At 64.1% G+C, this 20,891-nt stretch carries 15 protein-coding genes; 12 read left to right on the forward strand and 3 right to left on the reverse strand.

Features of this window, described 5'->3' with window-relative positions; all coding sequences use genetic code 11:
- The first annotated feature begins 126 nt into the window (after nucleotides 1-126).
- Both I5R65_RS18725 and I5R65_RS18730 read left to right on the forward strand, forming a co-directional pair.
- Nucleotides 127-1,056, forward strand: coding sequence for a LysR family transcriptional regulator (locus I5R65_RS18725; RefSeq protein ID WP_006465200.1), 930 nt, complete (start codon nucleotides 127-129; stop codon nucleotides 1,054-1,056).
- 329 nt (nucleotides 1,057-1,385) lie between these two features.
- Nucleotides 1,386-2,687 (forward strand): NCS2 family permease, encoded by a 1,302-nt coding sequence (locus I5R65_RS18730; RefSeq protein WP_180670295.1) that lies wholly within the window; start codon nucleotides 1,386-1,388, stop codon nucleotides 2,685-2,687.
- Here the strand turns inward: I5R65_RS18730 and I5R65_RS18735 are convergent.
- Entirely contained in the window at nucleotides 2,665-3,048 is a 384-nt protein-coding gene (locus I5R65_RS18735; RefSeq protein ID WP_196872203.1) for a hypothetical protein, read from the reverse strand. The two genes, I5R65_RS18730 and I5R65_RS18735, sit on opposite strands and share 23 nt — an antisense overlap.
- A gap of 43 nt (nucleotides 3,049-3,091) precedes the next feature.
- Between I5R65_RS18735 and xdhA the strand changes: the two genes are divergently transcribed.
- The 5 genes from xdhA (at nucleotide 3,092) to I5R65_RS18760 (ending at nucleotide 10,813) form a co-directional block, all read left to right on the forward strand.
- The gene (xdhA, locus tag I5R65_RS18740) at nucleotides 3,092-4,567 is read left to right on the forward strand and encodes a xanthine dehydrogenase small subunit (protein WP_180670299.1); all 1,476 of its coding nucleotides are present in this window, start codon (nucleotides 3,092-3,094) and stop codon (nucleotides 4,565-4,567) included.
- Between the two features lie 44 nt (nucleotides 4,568-4,611).
- Entirely contained in the window at nucleotides 4,612-6,981 is a 2,370-nt protein-coding gene (gene xdhB / locus I5R65_RS18745) for a xanthine dehydrogenase molybdopterin binding subunit (protein ID WP_180670301.1), read from the forward strand.
- Nucleotides 6,982-7,003: 22 nt separating this feature from the next.
- On the forward strand, nucleotides 7,004-8,068 hold the full coding sequence (gene xdhC / locus I5R65_RS18750; RefSeq protein WP_180670303.1) for a xanthine dehydrogenase accessory protein XdhC: 1,065 nt from the start codon (nucleotides 7,004-7,006) through the stop codon (nucleotides 8,066-8,068).
- 199 nt (nucleotides 8,069-8,267) lie between these two features.
- Nucleotides 8,268-9,566 (forward strand): guanine deaminase, encoded by a 1,299-nt coding sequence (guaD, locus tag I5R65_RS18755; RefSeq protein ID WP_180670305.1) that lies wholly within the window; start codon nucleotides 8,268-8,270, stop codon nucleotides 9,564-9,566.
- 263 nt (nucleotides 9,567-9,829) lie between these two features.
- The gene (locus I5R65_RS18760; protein WP_180670307.1) at nucleotides 9,830-10,813 is read left to right on the forward strand and encodes a type II TA system antitoxin MqsA family protein; all 984 of its coding nucleotides are present in this window, start codon (nucleotides 9,830-9,832) and stop codon (nucleotides 10,811-10,813) included.
- A 10-nt stretch (nucleotides 10,814-10,823) separates the two neighbouring features.
- Here I5R65_RS18760 and I5R65_RS18765 read toward each other — a convergent pair whose 3' ends face one another.
- Nucleotides 10,824-11,426, reverse strand: coding sequence for a TetR/AcrR family transcriptional regulator (locus I5R65_RS18765; protein ID WP_077236353.1), 603 nt, complete (start codon nucleotides 11,424-11,426; stop codon nucleotides 10,824-10,826).
- A gap of 255 nt (nucleotides 11,427-11,681) precedes the next feature.
- On the opposite strand from I5R65_RS18765, the gene I5R65_RS18770 reads away from it, so the two are divergent.
- The 5 genes from I5R65_RS18770 (at nucleotide 11,682) to I5R65_RS18790 (ending at nucleotide 20,136) form a co-directional block, all read left to right on the forward strand.
- Nucleotides 11,682-13,235, forward strand: coding sequence for an efflux transporter outer membrane subunit (locus I5R65_RS18770; protein ID WP_219341883.1), 1,554 nt, complete (start codon nucleotides 11,682-11,684; stop codon nucleotides 13,233-13,235).
- A gap of 5 nt (nucleotides 13,236-13,240) precedes the next feature.
- Nucleotides 13,241-14,476: an HlyD family efflux transporter periplasmic adaptor subunit gene (locus tag I5R65_RS18775; RefSeq protein WP_180670309.1), complete on the forward strand. Its 1,236-nt coding sequence runs from the start codon at nucleotides 13,241-13,243 to the stop codon at nucleotides 14,474-14,476.
- A gap of 30 nt (nucleotides 14,477-14,506) precedes the next feature.
- A complete protein-coding gene (locus I5R65_RS18780; RefSeq protein ID WP_180670311.1) occupies nucleotides 14,507-16,090 on the forward strand; it encodes a DHA2 family efflux MFS transporter permease subunit in 1,584 nt (527 codons plus the stop codon).
- Between the two features lie 361 nt (nucleotides 16,091-16,451).
- Complete coding sequence (mutS, locus tag I5R65_RS18785) at nucleotides 16,452-19,139, forward strand: DNA mismatch repair protein MutS (RefSeq protein ID WP_180670313.1); 2,688 nt, start codon at nucleotides 16,452-16,454, stop codon at nucleotides 19,137-19,139.
- 55 nt (nucleotides 19,140-19,194) lie between these two features.
- A complete protein-coding gene (locus I5R65_RS18790; RefSeq protein ID WP_180670315.1) occupies nucleotides 19,195-20,136 on the forward strand; it encodes a hypothetical protein in 942 nt (313 codons plus the stop codon).
- A gap of 137 nt (nucleotides 20,137-20,273) precedes the next feature.
- Here I5R65_RS18790 and I5R65_RS18795 read toward each other — a convergent pair whose 3' ends face one another.
- Entirely contained in the window at nucleotides 20,274-20,810 is a 537-nt protein-coding gene (locus I5R65_RS18795; RefSeq protein ID WP_180670317.1) for a peptidylprolyl isomerase, read from the reverse strand.
- Nucleotides 20,811-20,891 lie beyond the last annotated feature (81 nt).

Below are 20,891 nucleotides of genomic sequence, written 5' to 3' on the forward strand. Positions count from 1 at the left end.
ATCTCTGGAGGCCATGCTAGTCATTACAAATCCGGATGATAAGTACCATCGGAATCCACTGATTACTTACCAAAAGTATGGAAACATAGAAAAAGTATTGAATTACACTGCAGCCAGGAGGAATTGATGGACAAACTCAAGCAGATCGAAGCCTTCGTTTCGGTGGTGGACAAGGGCAGCCTGGCCGCCGCGGCGCTGGAAGAACAGGTCACGCCGGTGATGATGGGCCGGCGCATCGATGCCCTGGAAAAGCGCCTGGGGACCAAGCTCATGCACCGGACCACGCGCCACCTGACGCTGACCGAGCAGGGCAGCGTCTTCCTGGATCACTGCCGCAAGCTGCTGGAACAGATGGACACGGCCGAAAAAAGCGTGGCCGAAGGGCGTCACAAGGCGACCGGCCACTTGGTGGTCTCTACGCCTGCCGCCTATGGCCGCCTGCATGTGGCGCCGCATGCCCCCACCTTCCTGGCGGCCCACCCGGAGGTGCAGATCTCCTTCAACCTGACCGATCGCGTGGTGGATCTGGTGCGCGAGGGCTATGACCTGGGCATCCGCATCGGCGGCGCCATCGAGCCCAGTTTCGTGGCCGTGCGCCTGGCCAGCAACCGGCGCGTGGTCTGCGCGGCGCCGGATTACCTGCATCGCCACGGCATCCCGCGCACGCTGGATGACCTGGCGCGGCATAACTGCCTGGCCTTCAACCTGCAGGGCGGCCAGCAGCGCGGCTGGTATTTCCAGCAGAATGGCAAGCCGGTCATCATCAAGGTACAGGGCAAGCTGGATTGCAACGATGGCGAACTGCTGCACCGCTGGGCCAGCGAAGGGCTGGGACTGGCCTGGCGCTCCACCTGGGAAATCCAGGCGCAACTGGCCTCGGGCGAGCTGGTGACGGTGCTGGACGACTACGCCCTGCCCCACTACGACATCATGGCGGTCTACCCGCAGCAGCGGCACCTGCCGGCCAAGACGCGCTTTTTCATCGATTACCTCAAGGAAGTCTATGCCCAGCCGGACTACTGGAACCGGGCGCGCAGCCCGGCCCGTACGGCCTGAGGCGAAAGCCGAAAAACCGGCCTTCCCGGATGCAATCCGACAACAGTGGCAAAATCTCGGTCCTGGCGGCAATTTGCGACGATGAATTACTTACCCGTATGCCGACAATGCAATGCAACAAAATCCGCCTGCCAGGCGGGTTTTCCGCCAATCCGACCGTTATAACCCCAGCCCAATAATGGCTATGCCCCGGCCCTTACATCGCGCATCATGAAATTCAACGACATTACGAACGCTGCCAAGACAACAGCAACGCCCACTTTCTGCCTGCCACCGCTGCAGGCGGGTTTTCCGGCGCATAAAAAAGGACCCAACGGAGACAACCCACAATGAACGCCCTGAACAGATTCTTCCGTCTGGAAGAAAACGGCACCACCGTGCGCACCGAGCTGCTGGCCGGGCTCACCACCTTCCTGACGATGGCCTACATCATCTTCGTCAATCCCTCCATCCTGGGGGACGCCGGCATGCCCAAGGATTCGGTGTTCGTCGCCACCTGCGTGGCCGCTGCCGTGGGCACCCTCATCATGGGCCTGTATGCCAACTACCCCATCGGCCTGGCGCCCGGCATGGGGCTCAATGCCTACTTCGCGTATGCCGTGGTCAAGGGCATGGGCTTCCCGTGGCAGGCCGCACTGGGCGCGGTGCTGATCTCGGGCTGCCTGTTCCTGCTGGTGAGCGTGCTGCGCATCCGGGAAGTGATCATCCAGAGCATTCCCCGTTCCTTGCGCACGGCCATCCCGGCGGGCATCGGGCTATTCCTGGCGATCATTTCGCTCAAGAGCGCGGGCATCGTCGCCGCCAATCCGGCCACCTTCGTCACACTGGGTGACCTGCACCAGCCGGCGCCGGTGATGGCCGTCATCGGCTTCCTGGTGATCGTGGCGCTGGATCGCCTGAAGGTGCGCGGGGCGCTGTTGATCGGCATCCTGCTGGTGACGGTGCTCTCCTTCTTCTTCGGCGGCAACCATTTCTCGGGCATCTTCGCCGCGCCGCCCTCGATTGCACCGACCTTCCTGCAGCTGGATATCAAGGGCGCCATCTCCATGGGCCTGGTCAACGTGGTGCTGGTGTTCTTCCTGGTGGAACTGTTCGACGCCACCGGCACCCTGATGGGTGTGGCTACCCGCGCCGGGCTGATGAAGGACGGCAAGATGGCGCGCCTGAACAAGGCCCTGATGGCCGACAGCACCGCCATCGTTGCCGGCTCCCTGCTGGGCACCTCATCCACCACCGCCTACATCGAGAGCGCCGCCGGCGTGCAGGCCGGCGGCCGTACCGGCCTCACTGCGGTGGCCATCGCGGTGCTGTTCCTGCTGTGCCTGTTCATCGCCCCGCTGGCTGGCGTGGTACCGGCCTATGCGACGGCACCGGCGCTGTTCTTCGTGGCCTGCCTGATGCTGCGCGAACTGGTGCATATCGACTGGGACGACACCACCGAATGCGTGCCGGCCGTGATCACGGCGCTGGTGATGCCCTTCACCTATTCGATCGCCAATGGCCTGGCACTGGGCTTCATCAGCTACGCCGGCCTGAAGCTGCTCACCGGTCGCGCCCGGGACGTGTCGGTGGTAATCTGGATCATCGCTGCGATCTTCCTGTTCAAGATCATCTACCTCGGTGGCGAATGAGCGCATGCAGCGTCATGAAGTAGTAGTAGTAGTAGTAGTAGTAGTAGTAGTAGTAGTAGTAGTAGTAGTAGTAGTAGTAGTAGTAGTAGTAGTAGTAGTAGTAGTCTGAACCATCGAAGAGGCGGCCCGCAACGACAGGGGCTGCCTCTTCGGGATCGTGACAAGAGGGAACCCGACAATCGTCCGCAACAATAGACTGCGGACAATCCGTTTCCTCTTTTGACGACCCCGGCACGTTTCTTGAATGCCATCTGGCCACGGGAGACACCCCAGGCCGGCCGCCGCCCCAAGCGGACATGCCGCCTGAAAGCAGATCCAACAATAAGAAGCACGCCCCACGATACGCCCTGGAGCGCGCCATAAAGCAGTCTGTTTTGTAGACAATCCATATTGAGTAAAGCCAAATGCCAGAGACCATCCGCCCCATCCAGTTCTACTTTCGCGGCCAGACCCACGAAGTAGCAGGCCAACCCACGACCCGCACCGTTCTGCAGCACCTGCGCGAAGACCTGCATTGCACCGGCACCAAGGAAGGCTGTGCCGAAGGCGATTGCGGAGCCTGCACCGTGGTGGTGGGCGAGCTGCGCAATGATCAGCTGGAGCTCAAGACGGTCAATTCCTGCATCCAGTTCCTGCCCACCCTGGACGGCCGGGCGCTGTTCACCGTGGAAGACCTGAAGCAGGGCGATGGCTGCCTGCACCCGGTGCAGCAGGCCATGGTGGAATGTCATGGCTCGCAGTGCGGCTTCTGCACGCCGGGGTTCGTGATGTCGCTGTGGGGCCTGTACCTGAAGCACGACCAGGATGGCGTCACGCCAACCAAGCGCGAGATTGACGACGCCCTCTCCGGCAACCTGTGCCGCTGCACCGGCTATCGCCCCATCATCGATGCGGCACGCCGCATGGGCGAACTGCCCAAGGTGGACTTCGACCGCGACGCCGTCAAGACCGCGCTACGCGCCATCGATCGCGACGCGCCACTGGCCGTGACCCATGGTGGCCAGACCTTCCACGCCCCGCGCACGTTGGCGCAGCTGCTGCAGTTGCGCGCCGAGCTGCCCAAGGCGCGCATCCTGGCCGGTTCCACCGATGTCGGCCTGTGGGTGACCAAGCAGATGCGCGAGCTGGGTGACATCCTCTACATCGGTCGCGTGGAGGAACTGCGCGCCATGTCCGTGCAGGAGGGCATGCTGGAGATCGGGGCCGGCGTCTCGCTGGAAGATGCCTATGCCGAAGCGGCCCGCCACTATCCGCAAGAACTGTCCGAACTATGGCAGCGCTTTGCCTCCATGCCGGTGCGCAACGCCGGCACCCTGGGCGGCAATGTCGCCAATGGCTCGCCCATCGGCGACTCCATGCCATGGCTGATCGCGCTGGGTGCGCAGATCGTGCTGGCCGGCGTGGACGGTCAGCGGGTCATGCCCCTGGAAGACTTCTATCTGGCCTATCAGAAGTCGGCCCTGCAAGCCAACGAGGTGGTGCAGGCCGTACGTATTCCGCTGCCCAGCAAGGAGGTGCGTTTCCGCGTGTACAAGCTCTCCAAGCGTTTCGACCAGGATATCTCGGCGGTCTGCGCCGCCTTTGCCCTGCGCATGGACGGCGACCTCATTGCCGAGGCCCGCATTGCCTTCGGCGGCATGGCGGCCACGCCCAAGCGCGCCGCGCAAGCGGAGGCACTGTTGCAAGGCCAGCCCTGGGGCGAGGCACAGGTGCGCGCTGCCATGGCTGCGCTGGCCCAGGATTACGCGCCGCTGTCGGACATGCGCGCCAGCGCCGCCTATCGCCTGCGCAGCGCGCAGAACCTGCTCTATCGCTATTGGCTGGAAACCCGCAGCGAGGCGCCGCTGGCGCGCCAGGACGTGCGCGCCTTCGCGGCGTGAGTGCATCGCGTACAGCCTATCGACAGAATCCGCAGGAGAACAGCATGAACAAGCAAAGCGAACAATTCCTCAATACCCTGGTACAACCGCCCCAGGACTGGGCTACCGTGGGCAAGCCGCATCCGCATGAATCGGCCCTGCTGCACGTGACCGGCGAAGCCACCTACACCGACGACATCGTGGAACTGCAGGGGACCCTGCATGCGGCCCTGGGCCTGTCACAAAAGGCCCATGCCCGGGTACGTGCGATGGACCTGGACAAGGTCAAGGCGGCCACCGGTGTGGTCGCAGTCTTCACCGCCACGGACATTCCGGGCGAGAACGAATGCGGCGCCATCATCCACGACGATCCGGTGCTGGCCGATGGGCTGGTGCAATACGTGGGTCAGCCGATGTTCATCGTGGTGGCCGACAGTCACGACCATGCGCGCCGCGCCGCGCGCCTGGCGGTGATCGATTACGAAGAACTGCCGCCGGTCCTGACGCCACGCGCCGCCCATGCCGCGCAATCCTACGTACTGCCGCCGATGCACCTGTCGCGCGGCGAACCGGCGGTGGCCCTGGCGCTGGCGCCGCACAAGCTGCGCGGCCAGTTCGATGTGGGCGGACAGGAGCAGTTCTACCTGGAGGGGCAGATTTCCTATGCCCTCCCCAAGGAAGGGCGCGGCATGCACGTGTACTGCTCGACCCAGCACCCCAGCGAGATGCAGCACCATATCGCCACCGTATTGAAACTGGCCTCGCACGATGTGCTGGTGGAATGCCGGCGCATGGGCGGCGGCTTCGGCGGCAAGGAATCGCAATCGGCGCTGTGGGCCTGCGCCGCTGCCGTGGCGGCGGCGCGGCTGCGTCGTCCGGTCAAGCTGCGCGCCGACCGGGATGACGACATGATGGTCACCGGCAAGCGCCACTGCTTCGCCTACGACTACGAGATCGGCTATGACGACAGCGGACGTATCCTGGCGGCCAAGATCGACATGATCTCGCGGGCCGGTTTTTCGGCCGACCTGTCCGGCCCGGTGGCCACGCGGGCGGTGTGCCACTTCGATAATGCCTACTACCTCTCGGACGTGGAAATCCACGCCATGTGCGGCAAGACCAACACCCAGTCCAACACCGCCTTCCGCGGCTTCGGCGGCCCCCAAGGGGCACTGGCCATCGAGTACATCCTCGACGAGATCGCCCGCAACCTGGGGCGTGATCCGCTGGAGATCCGCCGCAACAATTTCTACGGCCCCAGCGATGAAGAAGGTCCGGGGGCGCGCAACGTCACCCACTACGGGCAGAAGGTGGAGGACAACGTCATCCACGGCCTGGTGGACCAATTGGAAAAGAGCAGCCGCTACCAGGAACGGCGGCGTGCGATTGCCGACTTCAATGCCAGCAATACGGTGCTGAAGAAAGGCCTGGCGCTGACGCCGGTGAAGTTCGGCATTTCCTTCAACGTGCCGCACCTGAACCAGGCTGGTTCGCTGGTGCACGTCTATACCGATGGCTCGGTGCTGGTGAACCATGGCGGCACGGAGATGGGGCAAGGGCTCAATACCAAGGTGGCGCAGGTGGTCGCCAATGCGCTGGGCGTGCCGCTGGAGCAGGTGCGCTGCACCGCGACCGACACCAGCAAGATCGCCAATACCTCGGCCACCGCCGCCTCCACCGGCAGCGACCTCAACGGCAAGGCCGCGCAGGATGCGGCCCTGCAGATCCGCGAACGGCTGGCCCAGGTAGCGGCCCGGCATTTCGGCGTGGACGCATCGGCCATCCGCTTTGCCGATGGCCTGGTGATGGCCGGCGAGCAATCGATCGCCTTCGTCGAACTGGTGATGCAGGCTTACCTGCAACGGGTGCAGCTGTGGTCCGATGGCTTCTATTCCACGCCCAAGGTGCATTGGGATGCCAAGCGCATGCATGGCCATCCCTTCTTCTACTTCGCCTATGCGGCGGCGGTGTCGGAAGTGGTGATCGATACCCTGACCGGGGAGTGGAAACTGCTGCAGGCCGACCTGCTGTACGACGCCGGAGAAAGCCTGAACCCGGCGCTGGACATCGGCCAGGTCGAGGGTGGCTTCATCCAGGGCATGGGCTGGCTGACCACCGAGGAACTGTGGTGGAACAAGGACGGCAAGCTGATGACGCACGCCCCCTCGACCTACAAGATCCCGGCCATCTCGGATTGCCCGGAAGCCTTCCGCACCGAGCTGTATCGCAACAGCAATGTCTCCGACACCATCCACCGCTCCAAGGCGGTGGGCGAGCCGCCGCTGCTGCTGCCGTTCTCGGTGTTCCTGGCCATACGCGATGCGGTCTCGGCAGTGGGCGAGCATCGCATCAACCCGCCATTGCGCGCACCAGCCACCAGCGAGGCCATCCTCGATGCGGTCGATGCGGTCCGCGCGGCCGCAGCGGTGCAATAAGCCAGACCATCGGAGAGCGATCATGACCACATGGCTAGCCGCCTTGCGCCGCATGCAGCAGAGCACCACACCGGCCGTGCTGGTGACGGTGGCGCAGATCCAGGGGTCAACCCCGCGTGAGCCTGGGGCGCGCATGCTCTACACCGCCGATGCACAGTTCGACACCATCGGCGGCGGCCACCTCGAATGGCGCGCCGCGCAGATTGCTCGCGCCATGCTGCAGGCCGATCCCGCCCGGCTGGATGGGCAACGGCGGCTGGAGCGCATCGCGCTGGGTCCCAGCCTGGGACAGTGCTGCGGTGGCGTGGTGTTTCTCTGTTTCGAACGGATAGCCAGCGATGCCGAGGCATTGCGGCCGTGGCAGGAACTGGAGCAATCATGGACCCGTGGTAATGACCGGTGGCGGGCCTTGCCGCTGGACCATCCCGAGCCCATGCAACTGCTGCAACCTGATGGCCCGCAGCACACGCTGCAGGACATGGCGCGTACAGCAAGCCAGACGCAGCTGGTGCGCGACCAGCAGGGCCGCCGCTGGCTGCTGGACCTGTGCCGTGCGCACCAGCCGCAGGTGGTGCTGTTCGGCGCCGGCCATGTGGGTGCCGCCATCGTCAAGGTCTTGTCCACGCTACCCTGCCGGGTGCTATGGGTGGATGAGCGGGAAGACATGTTCCCGCCCGGCTTGCCGGCGCAGATCACCACCGAAGCCACCGACGTGCCCAATGCCGCGGTCGACATGGCCGAGCCGGGTGCGTATTATCTCGTGATGACCCACAGCCACGCCCTCGACCAGCAACTGACCGAACGCATCCTGAAACGCGGGGATGCGGCCTGGTTCGGCCTGATCGGGTCGATCACCAAGCGCAGGCAGTTCGAACATCGTCTGGCCGAACGCGGTTTCAGTGCGCAGCAACTGGAACGCATCACCTGCCCCATCGGCATTCCCGGCATCTACGGCAAGGAACCCGCCAGCATCGCCATCGCGGTGGTGGCCCAACTGATGCAGTTGTGGGAATTGCGATCCCGCCAGCCGGCCGCGCAACGCTATCCCTCCTCCCTGGTGACACACGCTCTGGACGGCAGAGGCTGAAGGAACACCCTGCCGTCACCCTCCGGAAATCCGCGTCACCGGTCCCGCTCCACACGCCAGACACGATCGGATTTCCCCATCGATTCCACCCTATCCCTGTACGGAAAGCATCTTCACGTCTGTGCCTTCCAGTATGATGAATATTGAATCGACGGCCTGCGCCCAATCCGCGCCAGGCCGCCTGCAACGAGGAAATACCATGAACCCATCCCTGCAAGCCTACCGCGCCAGCCTGCTGTACTTCAGCAACGATCCCGCCTTCGACGAACACGCCACGCACTGGCACAGCGATGGCCTGCTGCTGGTCCAGGACGGCAAGATCCAGGCCGCCGGCGACTACGCCGCACTGGCCGCCAGCCTGCCAACTGGCACCGCCATCGAGGACCTGCGAGGCAAGATCCTCTGCCCCGGCTTCGTCGATACCCACGTCCACTATCCGCAGACCGACATCATCGGTTCCCCCGCCCCGGGCCTGCTGCCCTGGCTGGAGAACTACACCTTCCCGGCGGAGCGTCGCTTCCAGCAGCCCGAGCATGCGGCCGAAGTGGCCGACTTCTTCCTGAGCGAACTGCTGCGCAATGGCACCACCAGCGCGGCGGTGTATTGCACCGTGCATCCGCAGTCGGTGGATGCCTTCTTCAGCGCCAGCCACGCGCGCAACCTGCGCATGGTGGCCGGCAAGTGCCTGATGGACCGCAATGCGCCCGACTTCCTGCGTGACACGGCCGAGAGCGGCGTACGCGAGAGCGAGGCGCTGATCCAGCGCTGGCACAACAAGGGACGCCAGCATTACGCCATCACCGTGCGTTTCGCACCGACGTCCACGCATGCGCAGATGAAGCTGGCCGGCGAACTGGCGGCGCAGTATCCGGATACGTATATCCAGACCCACGTGGCCGAGAACACCGACGAAGTGAAGTGGGTCAAGGAGCTCTACCCGGATGCGCGCAGCTACCTGGACGTGTATGACGGCTACGGCCTCATGCGCCAGCGCGCCCTGTATGCGCACTGCATCTGGCTGGACGACCAGGACCGCGCGCGCATGGCGGCCACGCAGTCGGCTGCGACCTTGTGTCCGACCTCCAACCTGTTCCTGGGCAGCGGCCTGTTCGACTTTGCCCGTGCCGATGCGGCAGGCGTACCGCTGTCGCTGGCCACCGACGTCGGCGGTGGTACCAGTTTCTCGATGCTGCAGACCATGAACGAGCTGTACAAGGTGGCCCGCATGGGCGGTACCTATCTGCCGGCGCAGCGCATGTTCTACCTCGCCACCCTGGGCGGTGCACGCGCCCTGCAACTGGAGGGGACCATCGGCAGCTTCACGCCGGGCTGCGACGCCGACTTCATCGTCCTTGATCCGCAGGCCACCCCCTTGCTGGCGCGCCGCAGTGCGACCACCGACAGCCTGGAAGAACAATTGTTCGCCCTGGCTATCCTGGGGGACGACCGCGCCATTGCCGCGACCTATTCGGCGGGAGTGAAGGTGCATCAGCGCTGATCGCTTCACATCAGGCCGCCATCATCTGGCCCGGCTTGCCCTTGCGGTGAGCCGGGCTTTTTTACGTCTGCCTTTTTCTTTGTCTTTTTCCAACTTTTTCGTGACCACACGGACGCTGATTGATGGAGCATCCAAAGCTCAAATGTATCTACTGAGCAATATCATTTGAAATGTATAACCATTCGACTTATCAATTGATTTACATTTGTGGCCATACGACGTCTCTTCCTTCAGCAGGCTCTTCTCCTTCAATGGAGCTTCCAATGGACAACAAGCTTTTCGATATCTGCCCCAACTGTGCCGGCGAAGGCAGGGTACAGGCCGTGAGTACGACCGAAATCCGTACGGTGAACAAGGAAGCCTTCGAGGTTCCGGTGAACTACTTCGCCTGCCAGCGCTGTGGCGAAAGTTTCCAGACGATGGAGATGGACGACAGCCTGGCCCTGGCGCGCGATCTGTATCGCGACAAGCACGGGATGGTCCAGCCGGCGCAACTGACGACGTGGCGCAAGTCGCTCGGACTGTCCCAGGTCGAACTGGCGGCCGTACTCGGCTGGGGCGTGGCCACCGTCAGTCGCTACGAGAACGGCAAGCTGCAGTCCGATGCCCATGACAAGGCCATGCGTATGGCCATGATCTCGGCCGAAACCGCCATGGAACTGGTGCGCACCGCCGCCGACCTGCCACCGCAGGTGCGTTCCCGCCTGCTGGCTGATCTCGAAAAGAAGGCCGCCGCCCAGGCGCTGGAAAAGGCCTTTCTGGCCAGCGTGCGTACTGCACCGGCCGAGGGAATCCACCTGGAGAAGCTGGGGCAACTGGTGCTGCTGCTGAGCGAACCGGAAGGCGTCTTCGTCACGAAACTCAACAAGCTGCTGTTCTACAGCGACTTCAGTTTCTACAAACAACGAGGACGCAGCCTGTCCGGACTGGCCTATGAACGCCTGCCGTATGGGCCAGTGCCTTCGGCGTTCCGGCTGCTGTTCTCGCTGCTGGAACAACGTGGCCTGATTTGCCAGGTGGAAGTGAAGGTGGGCGTCATTGAGGGAACGCAGGTCCTGCCGCTGCTGGCGTCGGACCGGAACTGCTTCGATGAAGAGCAACTGGCCCTGCTCCTCGATATCAAGAAGCGCTTTGCCAGGATGACGGCCAACGATATCTCGGAAGCCTCCCATCGGGAACAGGCCTGGATCGCCACGCCGATGGGCATGACGATCGACTACCAGCACGCGGCCGCATTGAGCTTCTGACCTACCCGCCTCAGCGCGGCTGGTACAGGTAGATGAATGCCTGCACCGCCCGTTCGGCCGATTCGCGCTGCTGTTGCGGCGTAATCTCGGTGACCACGTTGAGCACGCGCATCTCCATCCATTCCGCCTCCATCAAGCCCCGGAACTGCATGGCCGCGATCCACGGATCGCCGCCATGCAGCTTGCCCTCGTCCATCTTGACCTTCAGGAACTCGGCGATGCGGGTCCAGCCACGACGGGGGCCGCGCTCATAGAGCATGGGGCCCAGATCGGACTTGCCGGCGTAATACGACGCCAGCCGCTTGACGGCGATGACCTCGGGTCGGAACACCACGCTCAAATAATGCGTCGCCAGACGCAATAAACCGGTTTTCAGATCGTCTTCGTTGCGTAAGGCCATGAACAGTTCTTCGAACTGGCACCCCACCTGTTTCATCATCACCTCCACGAAGATTTCTTCCTTGGAGTTGAAGTAGTTGTAGAGCGTGGCCTTGGAACCGCCGACCCGGGCCGAGATTTCCGCCATCGAGGCCGCTTCGAAACCGATTTCGTTGAACACCTCGGCAGCGATATCAATCATTGCCTGGCGGCGTTCTTCACTTTTCTTGCGCATGAATTTTCCTGTGGTGCCGGCCGTCATCGCGATGTTTGCTGCGGCCAATGTCGAATTATAGGCGGAGAAGCCATCCAAAGCCGCCAGATTCACATCAATTGCCTGTCTAAATTCGCTGTTGCGGTATTGCCGCACAAAGGCGAGTAATTTCTCGCAATGAGTCTTGACTATTCATAAAATCAAATACTATACTGAACTGTACAGTTTTAAAACCAAACATTTCTGCTTCAGTTGTTCACTCCACACTCCACGAACATGAATAACAATTCATCTCTCCACGGTCAGCGTACGCCGTCGCCGCGACGTCCTCAGCGCTGGCGGCGGGCCGTGACGGCCTCGGCCGCCGTGCTGACGGCAACGCTCATGGCAGGCTGCGCCTCCTTCACCGATCTCGGTCCACGCGCCGAACCCAAACCCATCGCGCAGTATCAGGGCAGCCAGACGCTGGCGGCCACCGCTGTGCAGGCCGCCTGGCCCAGCGACCAGTGGTGGAAGGTCTATGGCGACGCGCAACTGGATGCGCTCATCACTGAAGGCCTGCAAGGCGCGCCCTCCATGGCCGTGGCCAAGGCGCGGCTGATGAAGGCGGAAGGTGCGGCCCAGCAGCAGGGTGCGGCGCTGTATCCGCAGATCAGCGCCAACGCCTCGCTGGACCGGATGAAGCAGTCCTATAACAATGGCGTGCCGCCCGATTTCGTCCCCAAGGGTTACAACAACGAAACCCGCACCACCCTGGACTTCAGCTACGAGATCGACTTCTGGGGCAAGAACCGCGCCGCGCTGGCGTCGGCCACCTCGGAACTGGAAGCCAGCCGCGCCGATGCCGCCCAGGCCCGCATCACGCTGGCGACCTCGATTGCCTCGGCCTATGCCGACTTGGCCCAGCTCTATGCCCAGCGCGATACCAACGAAGCCGCCCTGAAGGTGCGGGTGGAAAGCCTGGATCTGTTCAACCAGCGTTTCAGCAATGGACTGGAAACCCGTGGTTCGGTCAAGCAGATGGAAGCGCGTCGCGCTATTGCCCAGGCCGACCTGAAGGCCACCGACGAATCCATCGGCCTGCAGCGCAACAAGCTGGCCGCGCTGCTGGGCGCCGGGCCGGATCGTGGCCTGCAACTGGTCCGCCCGCAGATCGACCTCTCCAAGCCCTTCGCCCTGCCGGCGCAACTGCCGGTGGAACTGCTGGGCCGCCGCCCCGACATCGTGGCCGCACGCCTGCGCGCCGAAGCCGCCGGCAAGCAGATCAAGGTGGCGCGCGCCGCCTTCTATCCCAACGTCAACCTGACGGCCTATTTCGGTTTCCAGTCGCTGGGCATCGACATGCTCACGCGCAGTGGCTCGGACATCGGCAGCTTCGGTCCGGCGATCTCGCTGCCGATCTTCAACGGCGGCCGCCTGCGGGGGCAGTTCCGCTCCGCCAGCGCCAGCTATGACGAAGCCGTGGCCAACTACGACCAGGCCGTCACCCAGGCCCTGCAGGACGTGGCCGACGTCGGTGTGAGCGAGAAGGCCCTGGCCGGACGCCTGGCCGACGTGCAGGCTGCCGCCGATGCGGCCGAGGAGGCCTACCGCATCGTCAGCAACCGTTACAACGGCGGCCTGGCCAACTACCTCGACGTACTCAATGCGCAGGACACGCTCATCAGCAACCTGCGCCAGCTTTCCGACCTGCGCTCGCGCATGTTCACCCTGGATGTCGCGCTGGTGCGCGCCCTGGGCGGTGGCTACCGCGCCACCGACGACAGCAGCCGCCAGAACAGCGCCGACGCGCCCCACACCGATATGCCAAATACGCAAGCGAAAGGTTGATCATCATGTCCCACAGCGATTCCCAAGCGACCCAGACCCTGGCCGACGACGCCAAGCAACGCAATGAAGCCGCCGCCCAGGCTGCGTCCGCGCAAAAGCGCAAGAAGCTCTTCTCCATCTTCGGCGGCGTGGTCGCCATTGCCGCCATTGGCTATGGCACCTACTGGTACCTGATCGGCTCGCGCTACGTCGAGACCGACAATGCCTACACCGCCACCGAGATCGCCACCGTCACGCCGGCCGTCAACGGCATCGTGTCGGCCGTGGACGTGGTCGATACCCAGGCCGTCAAGAAGGGCCAGGTGCTGGTGCGCATCGACGACGCCGACGCCCGGCTGGCGGTGGACCAGGCCGCTGCCGACCTGGACCGTACCGAGCGCAAGGTCAAGGGCTTCTTCGCCAATGATGCCGGCCTGGCGGCCCAGGTGCTGGCCCGCGAAGCCGATCAGAAGCGCGCCGGTGCGCAGTTGCTGTCGGCCCAGGCCGATCTCAAGCGTGCCGAGATCGACCTGCAACGCCGCGAAGCACTGGCCAAGTCGGGCTCGGTCTCGGGCGAGGAATTGAGCAACGCCCGCACTGCCCTGCTGACCGCCCAGGCCAACCAGAAGGCAGCGGAGGCCGCCGAAGTGCAATCGCGCGCCAACATCAAGGCCACCCAGGGCGCACAGAAGGCCAGCACGGTGCTGACCGCCAACACCACCGTGGATGACAACCCGGAAGTGGTACTGGCCCGCGCCAAGCTCGACCAGGCCAAGCTGGACCTGGAGCGCACCGTGTTGCGCGCCCCCGTGGATGGCGTGATTGCCCGCCGCCAGGTGCAGGTCGGCCAGCGCGTGCAGAGCGGTGCCGCCCTGCTGTCGGTGGTGCCGCTGCAGCAGATGCACGTGGACGCCAACTTCAAGGAAGGCCAGTTGACCAAGGTGCGCATCGGCCAGCCGGTCACCATGAAGGCGGACCTCTATGGCGGCTCGGTGGAATACCACGGTGTGGTCACAGGTCTCTCCGGTGGTACCGGCTCCGCCTTTGCGGTGATCCCGGCGCAGAACGCCACTGGCAACTGGATCAAGGTGGTGCAGCGCCTGCCGGTGCGCATCTCGCTCGACCCCAAGGAACTGGCGCAGCGCCCGTTGTCGGTGGGCCTGTCGATGGTGGTGGAGATCGATACGCGCGGCCAGATGCAGGTCGGCGATGCACAGCCCAAGAGCGCGCAGAACAGCGACACCAAGGCCGCCGCCCTGTAAGGCAGGCCCCACGACAAGAAGAGGTTTCCCATGTCATCCACACTCAGCGCAGATGCCGGTACGCCACCGGCCCCTCCGCCTACTGCCCAGCCGGCGCTGTTCGAAGCGCCCCTGAGCGGCGCTCAGCTGGTCGGTGCCGGCATCCTGCTGGCGGCGGCCAACTTCATCGCCGTGCTCGATACCACCATCGCCAACGTCTCGGTGTCGACCATTGCGGGAGGCCTGGGCGCCTCCACCAGCCAGGGCACCTACGTCATCACCTCCTACGCGGTGGCCGAAGCCATCACCGTGCCGCTGACCGGCTGGCTGGCCAACCGCTTCGGCACGGTGCGCGTGTTCATCCTGTCGATGGTGATGTTCGGCCTGTTCTCGGCCCTCTGCGGGCTGGCCAATTCGCTGGGCATGCTGATCGCCTTCCGCGTGATGCAGGGCCTGGCCGGCGGCCCCCTGATGCCGCTCTCGCAGACCCTGCTGCTGCGCATCTTCCCCAAGGAAAAGGCGCCCGCTGCGGTCGGCCTGTGGGCCATGACCACCCTGGTGGCGCCGATTGCCGGCCCGATCCTGGGCGGCGTGCTGTGCGACCAGTACAGCTGGCCCTATATCTTCTGGATCAACGTGCCGGTGGCATTGATCTGCGGCTACCTCGGCTGGCGCATGCTCAAGCGCTTTGAAACCAAGACGTTCAAGCTGCCGATCGATCGCGTGGGCCTGATCCTGATGGTGGTGTGGGTCGCGGCGCTGCAGCTGATGCTGGACGAAGGCAAGGAAAAGGACTGGTTCGCCTCCACCGAGATCGTGCTGCTGGCGGTGACGGCGGTAGTATTTTTCATCGCATTCCTGATCTGGGAACTGACCGAACGCAATCCTATCGTCGACCTGCGGGTATTCCGCCATCGCGGCTTCACGGCCAGCGTGACCACCATCTGCCTGGCCTTCGGTGCCTTCTTCGGTTCGGTGGTGCTGACCCCGCTCTGGCTACAGGGCTACATGGGCTACACCGCCACCTGGTCGGGCCTCATCACGGCGCTGACCGGCATCCTGGCGGTGATGACCGCGCCCATGGTGGCCAAGATGTCCGCCACCATCGATGCCCGCAAGCTGGTCTGCATCGGTGTGACCTGGCTGGGTTTCATGACCTTCCTGCGCGCCTTCAACACGACCGACATGTCCTTCTTCCAGATCGGCTGGCCGCTGTTCCTGCAGGGCATCGGACTGCCGCTGTTCTTCGTGCCGCTGACCGGGCTGGCGCTGTCCAGCGTGAACGAGGAAGAAACCGCCTCGGCCGCCGGCTTGATGAGTTTCTGCCGCACCATGGCCGGCGCCATCGCCACCTCCATCGTCAACACCAGCTGGGAAAACGATGCCACCTTCTTCCATGCCGAACTGTCCGGCCTGGTCGATCGCGGTGGCGAGGCGGTCAACACCATGGTGGCTGCCGGCATGAGCCCGGACCAGGCCACCGCCTCGCTGGCGCAGACGGTACAGAACCAGGCGGTGATGCTGGCCACCAATCACATCTTCATGATGGCGGCGGTGTCCTTCTCGCTGGCCGCCCTGGCGGTGTGGCTGGCGCCCAAGCCGACCCGCGTGGCCGATACGTCCTCGGCCCACTGACGAGACCCCCTCTTGCTCTCCCCCCACAGTCCGTCCCCCCTGCGGACTGGGCAGGCGGCCACTTCGGTGGCCGCCTGTTTTTTTGCCCGGCGACAAGGTCGATGGGCCGGACCTCCTGCCACTGAATTGGAGCCTGGACTGCCGCCGCTTGGCTGCACCCGGCCAAGCGCGTACAATCCCGGCTCAAGCATGCGGACCACGGTCCGCATTTTTGATTTATGGCGACCTGCCTGCCAGGCCGCCTGATTGACTCCCTGCCGTCAGCCCCGGCCCGTCGATCCCTCCCGATCCGGACCTGCCCGCACGGCAAGCGCCTTCCCGAACTTGCAAGACGCGATCCACGCATCGCCATGAGTGACCAATGACCAAAGACCTCGCCGCCCACACGCCGATGATGCAGCAATACCTCCGCATCAAGGCAGATCACCCCAACACGCTGGTGTTCTACCGCATGGGCGATTTCTACGAACTGTTCTTCGACGACGCCGAGAAGGCCTCTCGCCTGATGGGCGTGACCCTGACCCAGCGCGGCTCCTCCAACGGCAACCCGATCAAGATGGCCGGCGTGCCCTTCCACTCGGTGGAGCAATACCTGGCGCGCCTGATCAAGCTGGGTGAGTCGGTGGCGATCTGCGAGCAGATCGGCGACCCGGCCACCAGCAAGGGGCCGGTGGAGCGCAAGGTGGTACGGGTGGTCACGCCCGGCACCCTGACCGACTCTGACCTGCTGCCCGAAAAAGCCGAACGCTGCCTGCTGGCCATGCAAATGCTGCCGTCCAAGTCGCGCAAGCAGATGCAGGTGGGCCTGGCCTGGCTGTCCATGGCCAGCGGCGCGCTGAAGATGATGGAATTCACGGTCGAGACCACCCTGCTGGACGGCCGTGTGAAGCAGGAACTGGAGCGCATCTCGGCGGCCGAGGTGCTGGTGGCCGATGGCCAGCTGGAACTGTGCGAGCCGCTCCTGCCCAACCGCGCGGTGACGGTGCCGGACTGGCATTTCGACCAGCCCAGCGGCGAGAAAGCCTTGCTGGAACAGTTGAACGTGGCCACCCTGCACGGCTTCGGCGCCGATGGCCTGGGGCCGGCGATCTGCGCGGCCGGCGCGCTGCTGCGCTATGCACAATCCACCCAGGGACGCGGACTGCAGCACGTGCGCACGCTGACGGTCGAATCCGAAAATGAATTCATCGGCCTGGACGCCGCCACCCGCCGCAATCTCGAACTGACCGAAACCATCCGCGCGCAGGATGCCAATGCGCTGTCGCCCACCCTGTTCTCCACGCTGGATCACTGCCGCACCGCCATGGGCTCGCGCCTGCTGCGCCACTGGCTGCATCACGCGCTGCGCGACCAGCGGGTAGCGCGGGCGCGCCATGCGGCCATCAACGCCCTGATGCGCACCGATGCCTGCTCGGGTCTGTCGGCCACATTGGCGGCCGTGCCCGACATCGAACGCATCACCACCCGCATCGCCCTGCTGTCAGCCCGTCCGCGTGACCTGGCCGGCCTGCGCGCCGGCCTGCAGCAACTGGGCTCGCTGCGTGCCTATGTGGAAATGTGCGCACGTGACGCCGATGCGCCGCTGCTGGGCCAGTTGCATGAAGACCTGGCCACGCCGGTGGAATGCCTGGACCTGCTGGAACGCGCCATCACGCTGGAACCCGCTGCCATGGTGCGCGATGGCGGCGTGATCGCACGCGGCTTCGATGCGGAACTCGATGAATTGCGCGGCCTGTCCGAAAACGCCGGCCAGTACCTGCTGGACCTGGAAGCCCGCGAGCGCGAGCGCACCGGCATCGCCAACCTGCGGGTGGAATACAACAAGGTGCATGGCTTCTACATCGAAGTCACGCACGGCCAGACCGACAAGGTGCCGGAAGACTACCGCCGCCGCCAGACGCTGAAGAACGCCGAGCGCTACATCATCCCCGAGCTCAAGGCCTTCGAGGACAAGGCGCTGTCGGCGCAGGAACGTTCGCTGTCACGCGAGAAGTTCCTCTACGAACAACTGCTCAATGACATGGGCGAGCATATCCTGCGCCTGCAGTCCATCGCCCATGCGCTGGCCCAGCTCGATACCCTGGTGGCGCTGGCCGACCATGCCGTACGCAACAACTGGTGCGCCCCGCAACTGGTGGACGAGCCCTGCATCCAGATCGAGCAGGGCCGCCACCCGGTGGTGGAAAACCAGATCGAGCGCTTCATTGCCAACGACTGCCAGCTGGCGGCCGAGCGCAAGCTGCTGCTGATCACCGGCCCCAACATGGGCGGTAAATCGACCTTCATGCGCCAGGTGGCACTGATCACGCTGCTGGCCTACGTGGGCAGCTTCGTGCCGGCCAGCGGCGCCGTGATCGGCCCGATCGACCGCATCTTCACCCGCATCGGCGCAGCCGACGACCTGGCCGGCGGACGCTCGACCTTCATGGTGGAAATGACCGAATCGGCCTCCATCCTCAACAACGCCACCGAACATTCGCTGGTGCTGATGGACGAGGTCGGGCGCGGCACCTCCACCTTCGATGGCCTGGCACTGGCGTGGGCCATCGCCAAGCACCTCATCGATGTGACGCGCAGCTTTACGCTCTTCGCCACCCACTACTTCGAACTGACGCAGTTGCCGGACATCCATCCCACGGCGGCCAACGTCCACCTCTCGGCGGTGGAGCACAAGGACAGCATCGTCTTCCTGCACGCTGTGCAAAGCGGGCCGGCCTCGCAGAGCTACGGCCTGCAGGTGGCACAACTGGCCGGGGTGCCGGCACCGGTGATCCGGGCGGCCCGCAAGCACCTCTCGGCGCTGGAAAGCCAGTCCATGCAACCGACGCCGCAGTTTGACCTCTTCAGTGCGCCGGCCTTCATGGAATCGGAGTCGGAAGTGAAGCAACAGGATGTCCTGGCTGAACGCAACGCCCTTGAGGTGGTCGAACCCGATCCGCTGGCCCAGGCCCTGCTGCAGTCGCTGGAGGGCATCGACCCCGATGCCCTCACGCCGCGCCAGGCGCTGGAGGCGCTGTACCAGCTCAAGGCCCTGAGTCGGGCTCAATAAGGGGCCTCCATCCGGCAGCCCCATCACAACCGCAAAGCAACCGCAAAGAGACTGCATGACGAGCCGCCCGGTCCAACGCATCCTGCTGTGCACCTTGCTGAGCTGCGCTGCTGCCTTGGCCGCCAGCACCGTCTGGGCGGCGCCCCAGGATTTCTCGTTCGGCGTCATCAATCACGCCATGGCCGGGGATGCCGCCGAGGAAAAACTGCGGCGAGAGATTGCCGAGACCGATGCCGACAACCTGGCCTTCGTGGTGGTCAACGGCATCAAGTCACCTTCCGAGAGCTGCGACGACAATCTCTACAGCCAGCGCCACGAGATGCTGTCGCAGGCACAGAACGGCATCTTCCTGTCGCTGGCCGGCAGCGACTGGATCACCTGCCGTGACCGCGAAAACCGCTCGGACGCCATCGAGCGACTGGCGCGCATGCGCGAAATCTTCTATGCCGGTGAATTCTCGCTGGGCGCGAGCCGCCTGCCGATGCTGCGCCAATCGCTCACGCCCAAGTTCCGCAGCTATGCCGAAAACACCCGCTGGGAAGTGGGCAACGTGCTCTTCGCGACCGTCAATCTGCCGGCCGGCAACAATCATTTCCTGCTCGACGGCGGCCGCAACAACGAGTTCGAGGACAGGCTGATCGCCAACCGCAACTGGCTGCAGCACCTGTTCGCCTTCGCCGCATTGAAGAAGTGCGCGGCCATCGTCTTCTTCAGCGATGGCAATCCCTTCGGTCCGCCACCGCGACGCTCCTTCTTCCGCACCCAGCGCGACGGCTTTGCGGAGACGCGGCGCCTGTTCTCGGAGCTGGCAGCCAAATTCCCCGGCCGGGTGCTGGTGGTGCATGCCCAGGCGCCCAAGGCCAAGGCCCCGGCGCACATCCTGTGGAGCGGCAACCTCGGCAATGTGGGTGTGGGAGAACGCTGGCTCAAGCTCGTGGTAGACGATCACCTGCCGCAGTTGTTCGCGGTGGCAGATGCCGATGGAGAACGGCGCTAGAACCGGCTCTGCCTGCTTTTTTATTCTGAAAAAACAAACGCCCGCAGAATGTCTCTGCGGGCGTTGCGTTTTTGCGCCGTCTCTGGCTTCGGCATCGACTGGCCGCCTGGATCACCAGGCCGCCGTCAGATCCGGGATCAGTTCAGCGGCTGGCTGCGGAAATGATCGCCGGCATCGCCTTCGTCTTCATCATGGTGATGATGACCATGGGCGCCATGCACGTGACCGTGGGCGACTTCTTCCTCGGAAGCGGCACGCACCTCGATCACGTTCAGCTCGAAGCGCAGCGCGATGCCGGCCAGCGGGTGGTTGCCATCCAGCACAGCCTTGCCGTCGGCCACTTCGGTGACGGTGAAGATGACTGATTCTTCGCCTTCGTCGTCAGGCGAGCCTTCGAACTGCATGCCCACTTCCAGCGGCTGCGGCAGACGCTCGACGGGTTCGATCTTGACCAGCTCGGAATCGTATTCGCCGAAGGCATCTTCCGGTTCGACCTGGAGGGTGGTGCTGTAACCGGTTTCCTTGCCGTCCAGCGCTTCTTCGATCTTGGGCAGGGTGTTGTGATAACCGCCGTGCAGGTAGACCATTGGCTCGCTGCTCTGCTCGATCAGGTTGTTCTGGGCATCCGACAGCTTGTAGTTGACGGAAACGACGGTATTCTTTGCGATCTTCATCGTAAGGGTCCTTTGTATCGATAGTGGTGCGGGAGCGGCAGGTACTGCGGTCTGGTCGCGCGCGACACCTGCCACCCGGGT

It is taken from the genome of Herbaspirillum sp. AP02 (genome assembly GCF_015767275.1).
Lineage (GTDB): Bacteria > Pseudomonadota > Gammaproteobacteria > Burkholderiales > Burkholderiaceae_D > Herbaspirillum.

Coding starts and splice junctions, on each gene's coding strand:
- I5R65_RS18795 (WP_180670317.1), bottom strand. CDS start 20,810: ATGAAGATCGCAAAGAATACCGTCGTTTCCGTCAACTACAAGCTGTCG.
- I5R65_RS18780 (WP_180670311.1), top strand. CDS start 14,507: ATGTCATCCACACTCAGCGCAGATGCCGGTACGCCACCGGCCCCTCCG.
- guaD (WP_180670305.1), top strand. CDS start 8,268: ATGAACCCATCCCTGCAAGCCTACCGCGCCAGCCTGCTGTACTTCAGC.
- I5R65_RS18760 (WP_180670307.1), top strand. CDS start 9,830: ATGGACAACAAGCTTTTCGATATCTGCCCCAACTGTGCCGGCGAAGGC.
- I5R65_RS18725 (WP_006465200.1), top strand. CDS start 127: ATGGACAAACTCAAGCAGATCGAAGCCTTCGTTTCGGTGGTGGACAAG.
- mutS (WP_180670313.1), top strand. CDS start 16,452: ATGACCAAAGACCTCGCCGCCCACACGCCGATGATGCAGCAATACCTC.
- I5R65_RS18765 (WP_077236353.1), bottom strand. CDS start 11,426: ATGCGCAAGAAAAGTGAAGAACGCCGCCAGGCAATGATTGATATCGCT.
- I5R65_RS18790 (WP_180670315.1), top strand. CDS start 19,195: ATGACGAGCCGCCCGGTCCAACGCATCCTGCTGTGCACCTTGCTGAGC.
- I5R65_RS18775 (WP_180670309.1), top strand. CDS start 13,241: ATGTCCCACAGCGATTCCCAAGCGACCCAGACCCTGGCCGACGACGCC.
- xdhA (WP_180670299.1), top strand. CDS start 3,092: ATGCCAGAGACCATCCGCCCCATCCAGTTCTACTTTCGCGGCCAGACC.
- I5R65_RS18770 (WP_219341883.1), top strand. CDS start 11,682: ATGAATAACAATTCATCTCTCCACGGTCAGCGTACGCCGTCGCCGCGA.
- xdhB (WP_180670301.1), top strand. CDS start 4,612: ATGAACAAGCAAAGCGAACAATTCCTCAATACCCTGGTACAACCGCCC.
- I5R65_RS18730 (WP_180670295.1), top strand. CDS start 1,386: ATGAACGCCCTGAACAGATTCTTCCGTCTGGAAGAAAACGGCACCACC.
- I5R65_RS18735 (WP_196872203.1), bottom strand. CDS start 3,048: ATGGCGCGCTCCAGGGCGTATCGTGGGGCGTGCTTCTTATTGTTGGAT.
- xdhC (WP_180670303.1), top strand. CDS start 7,004: ATGACCACATGGCTAGCCGCCTTGCGCCGCATGCAGCAGAGCACCACA.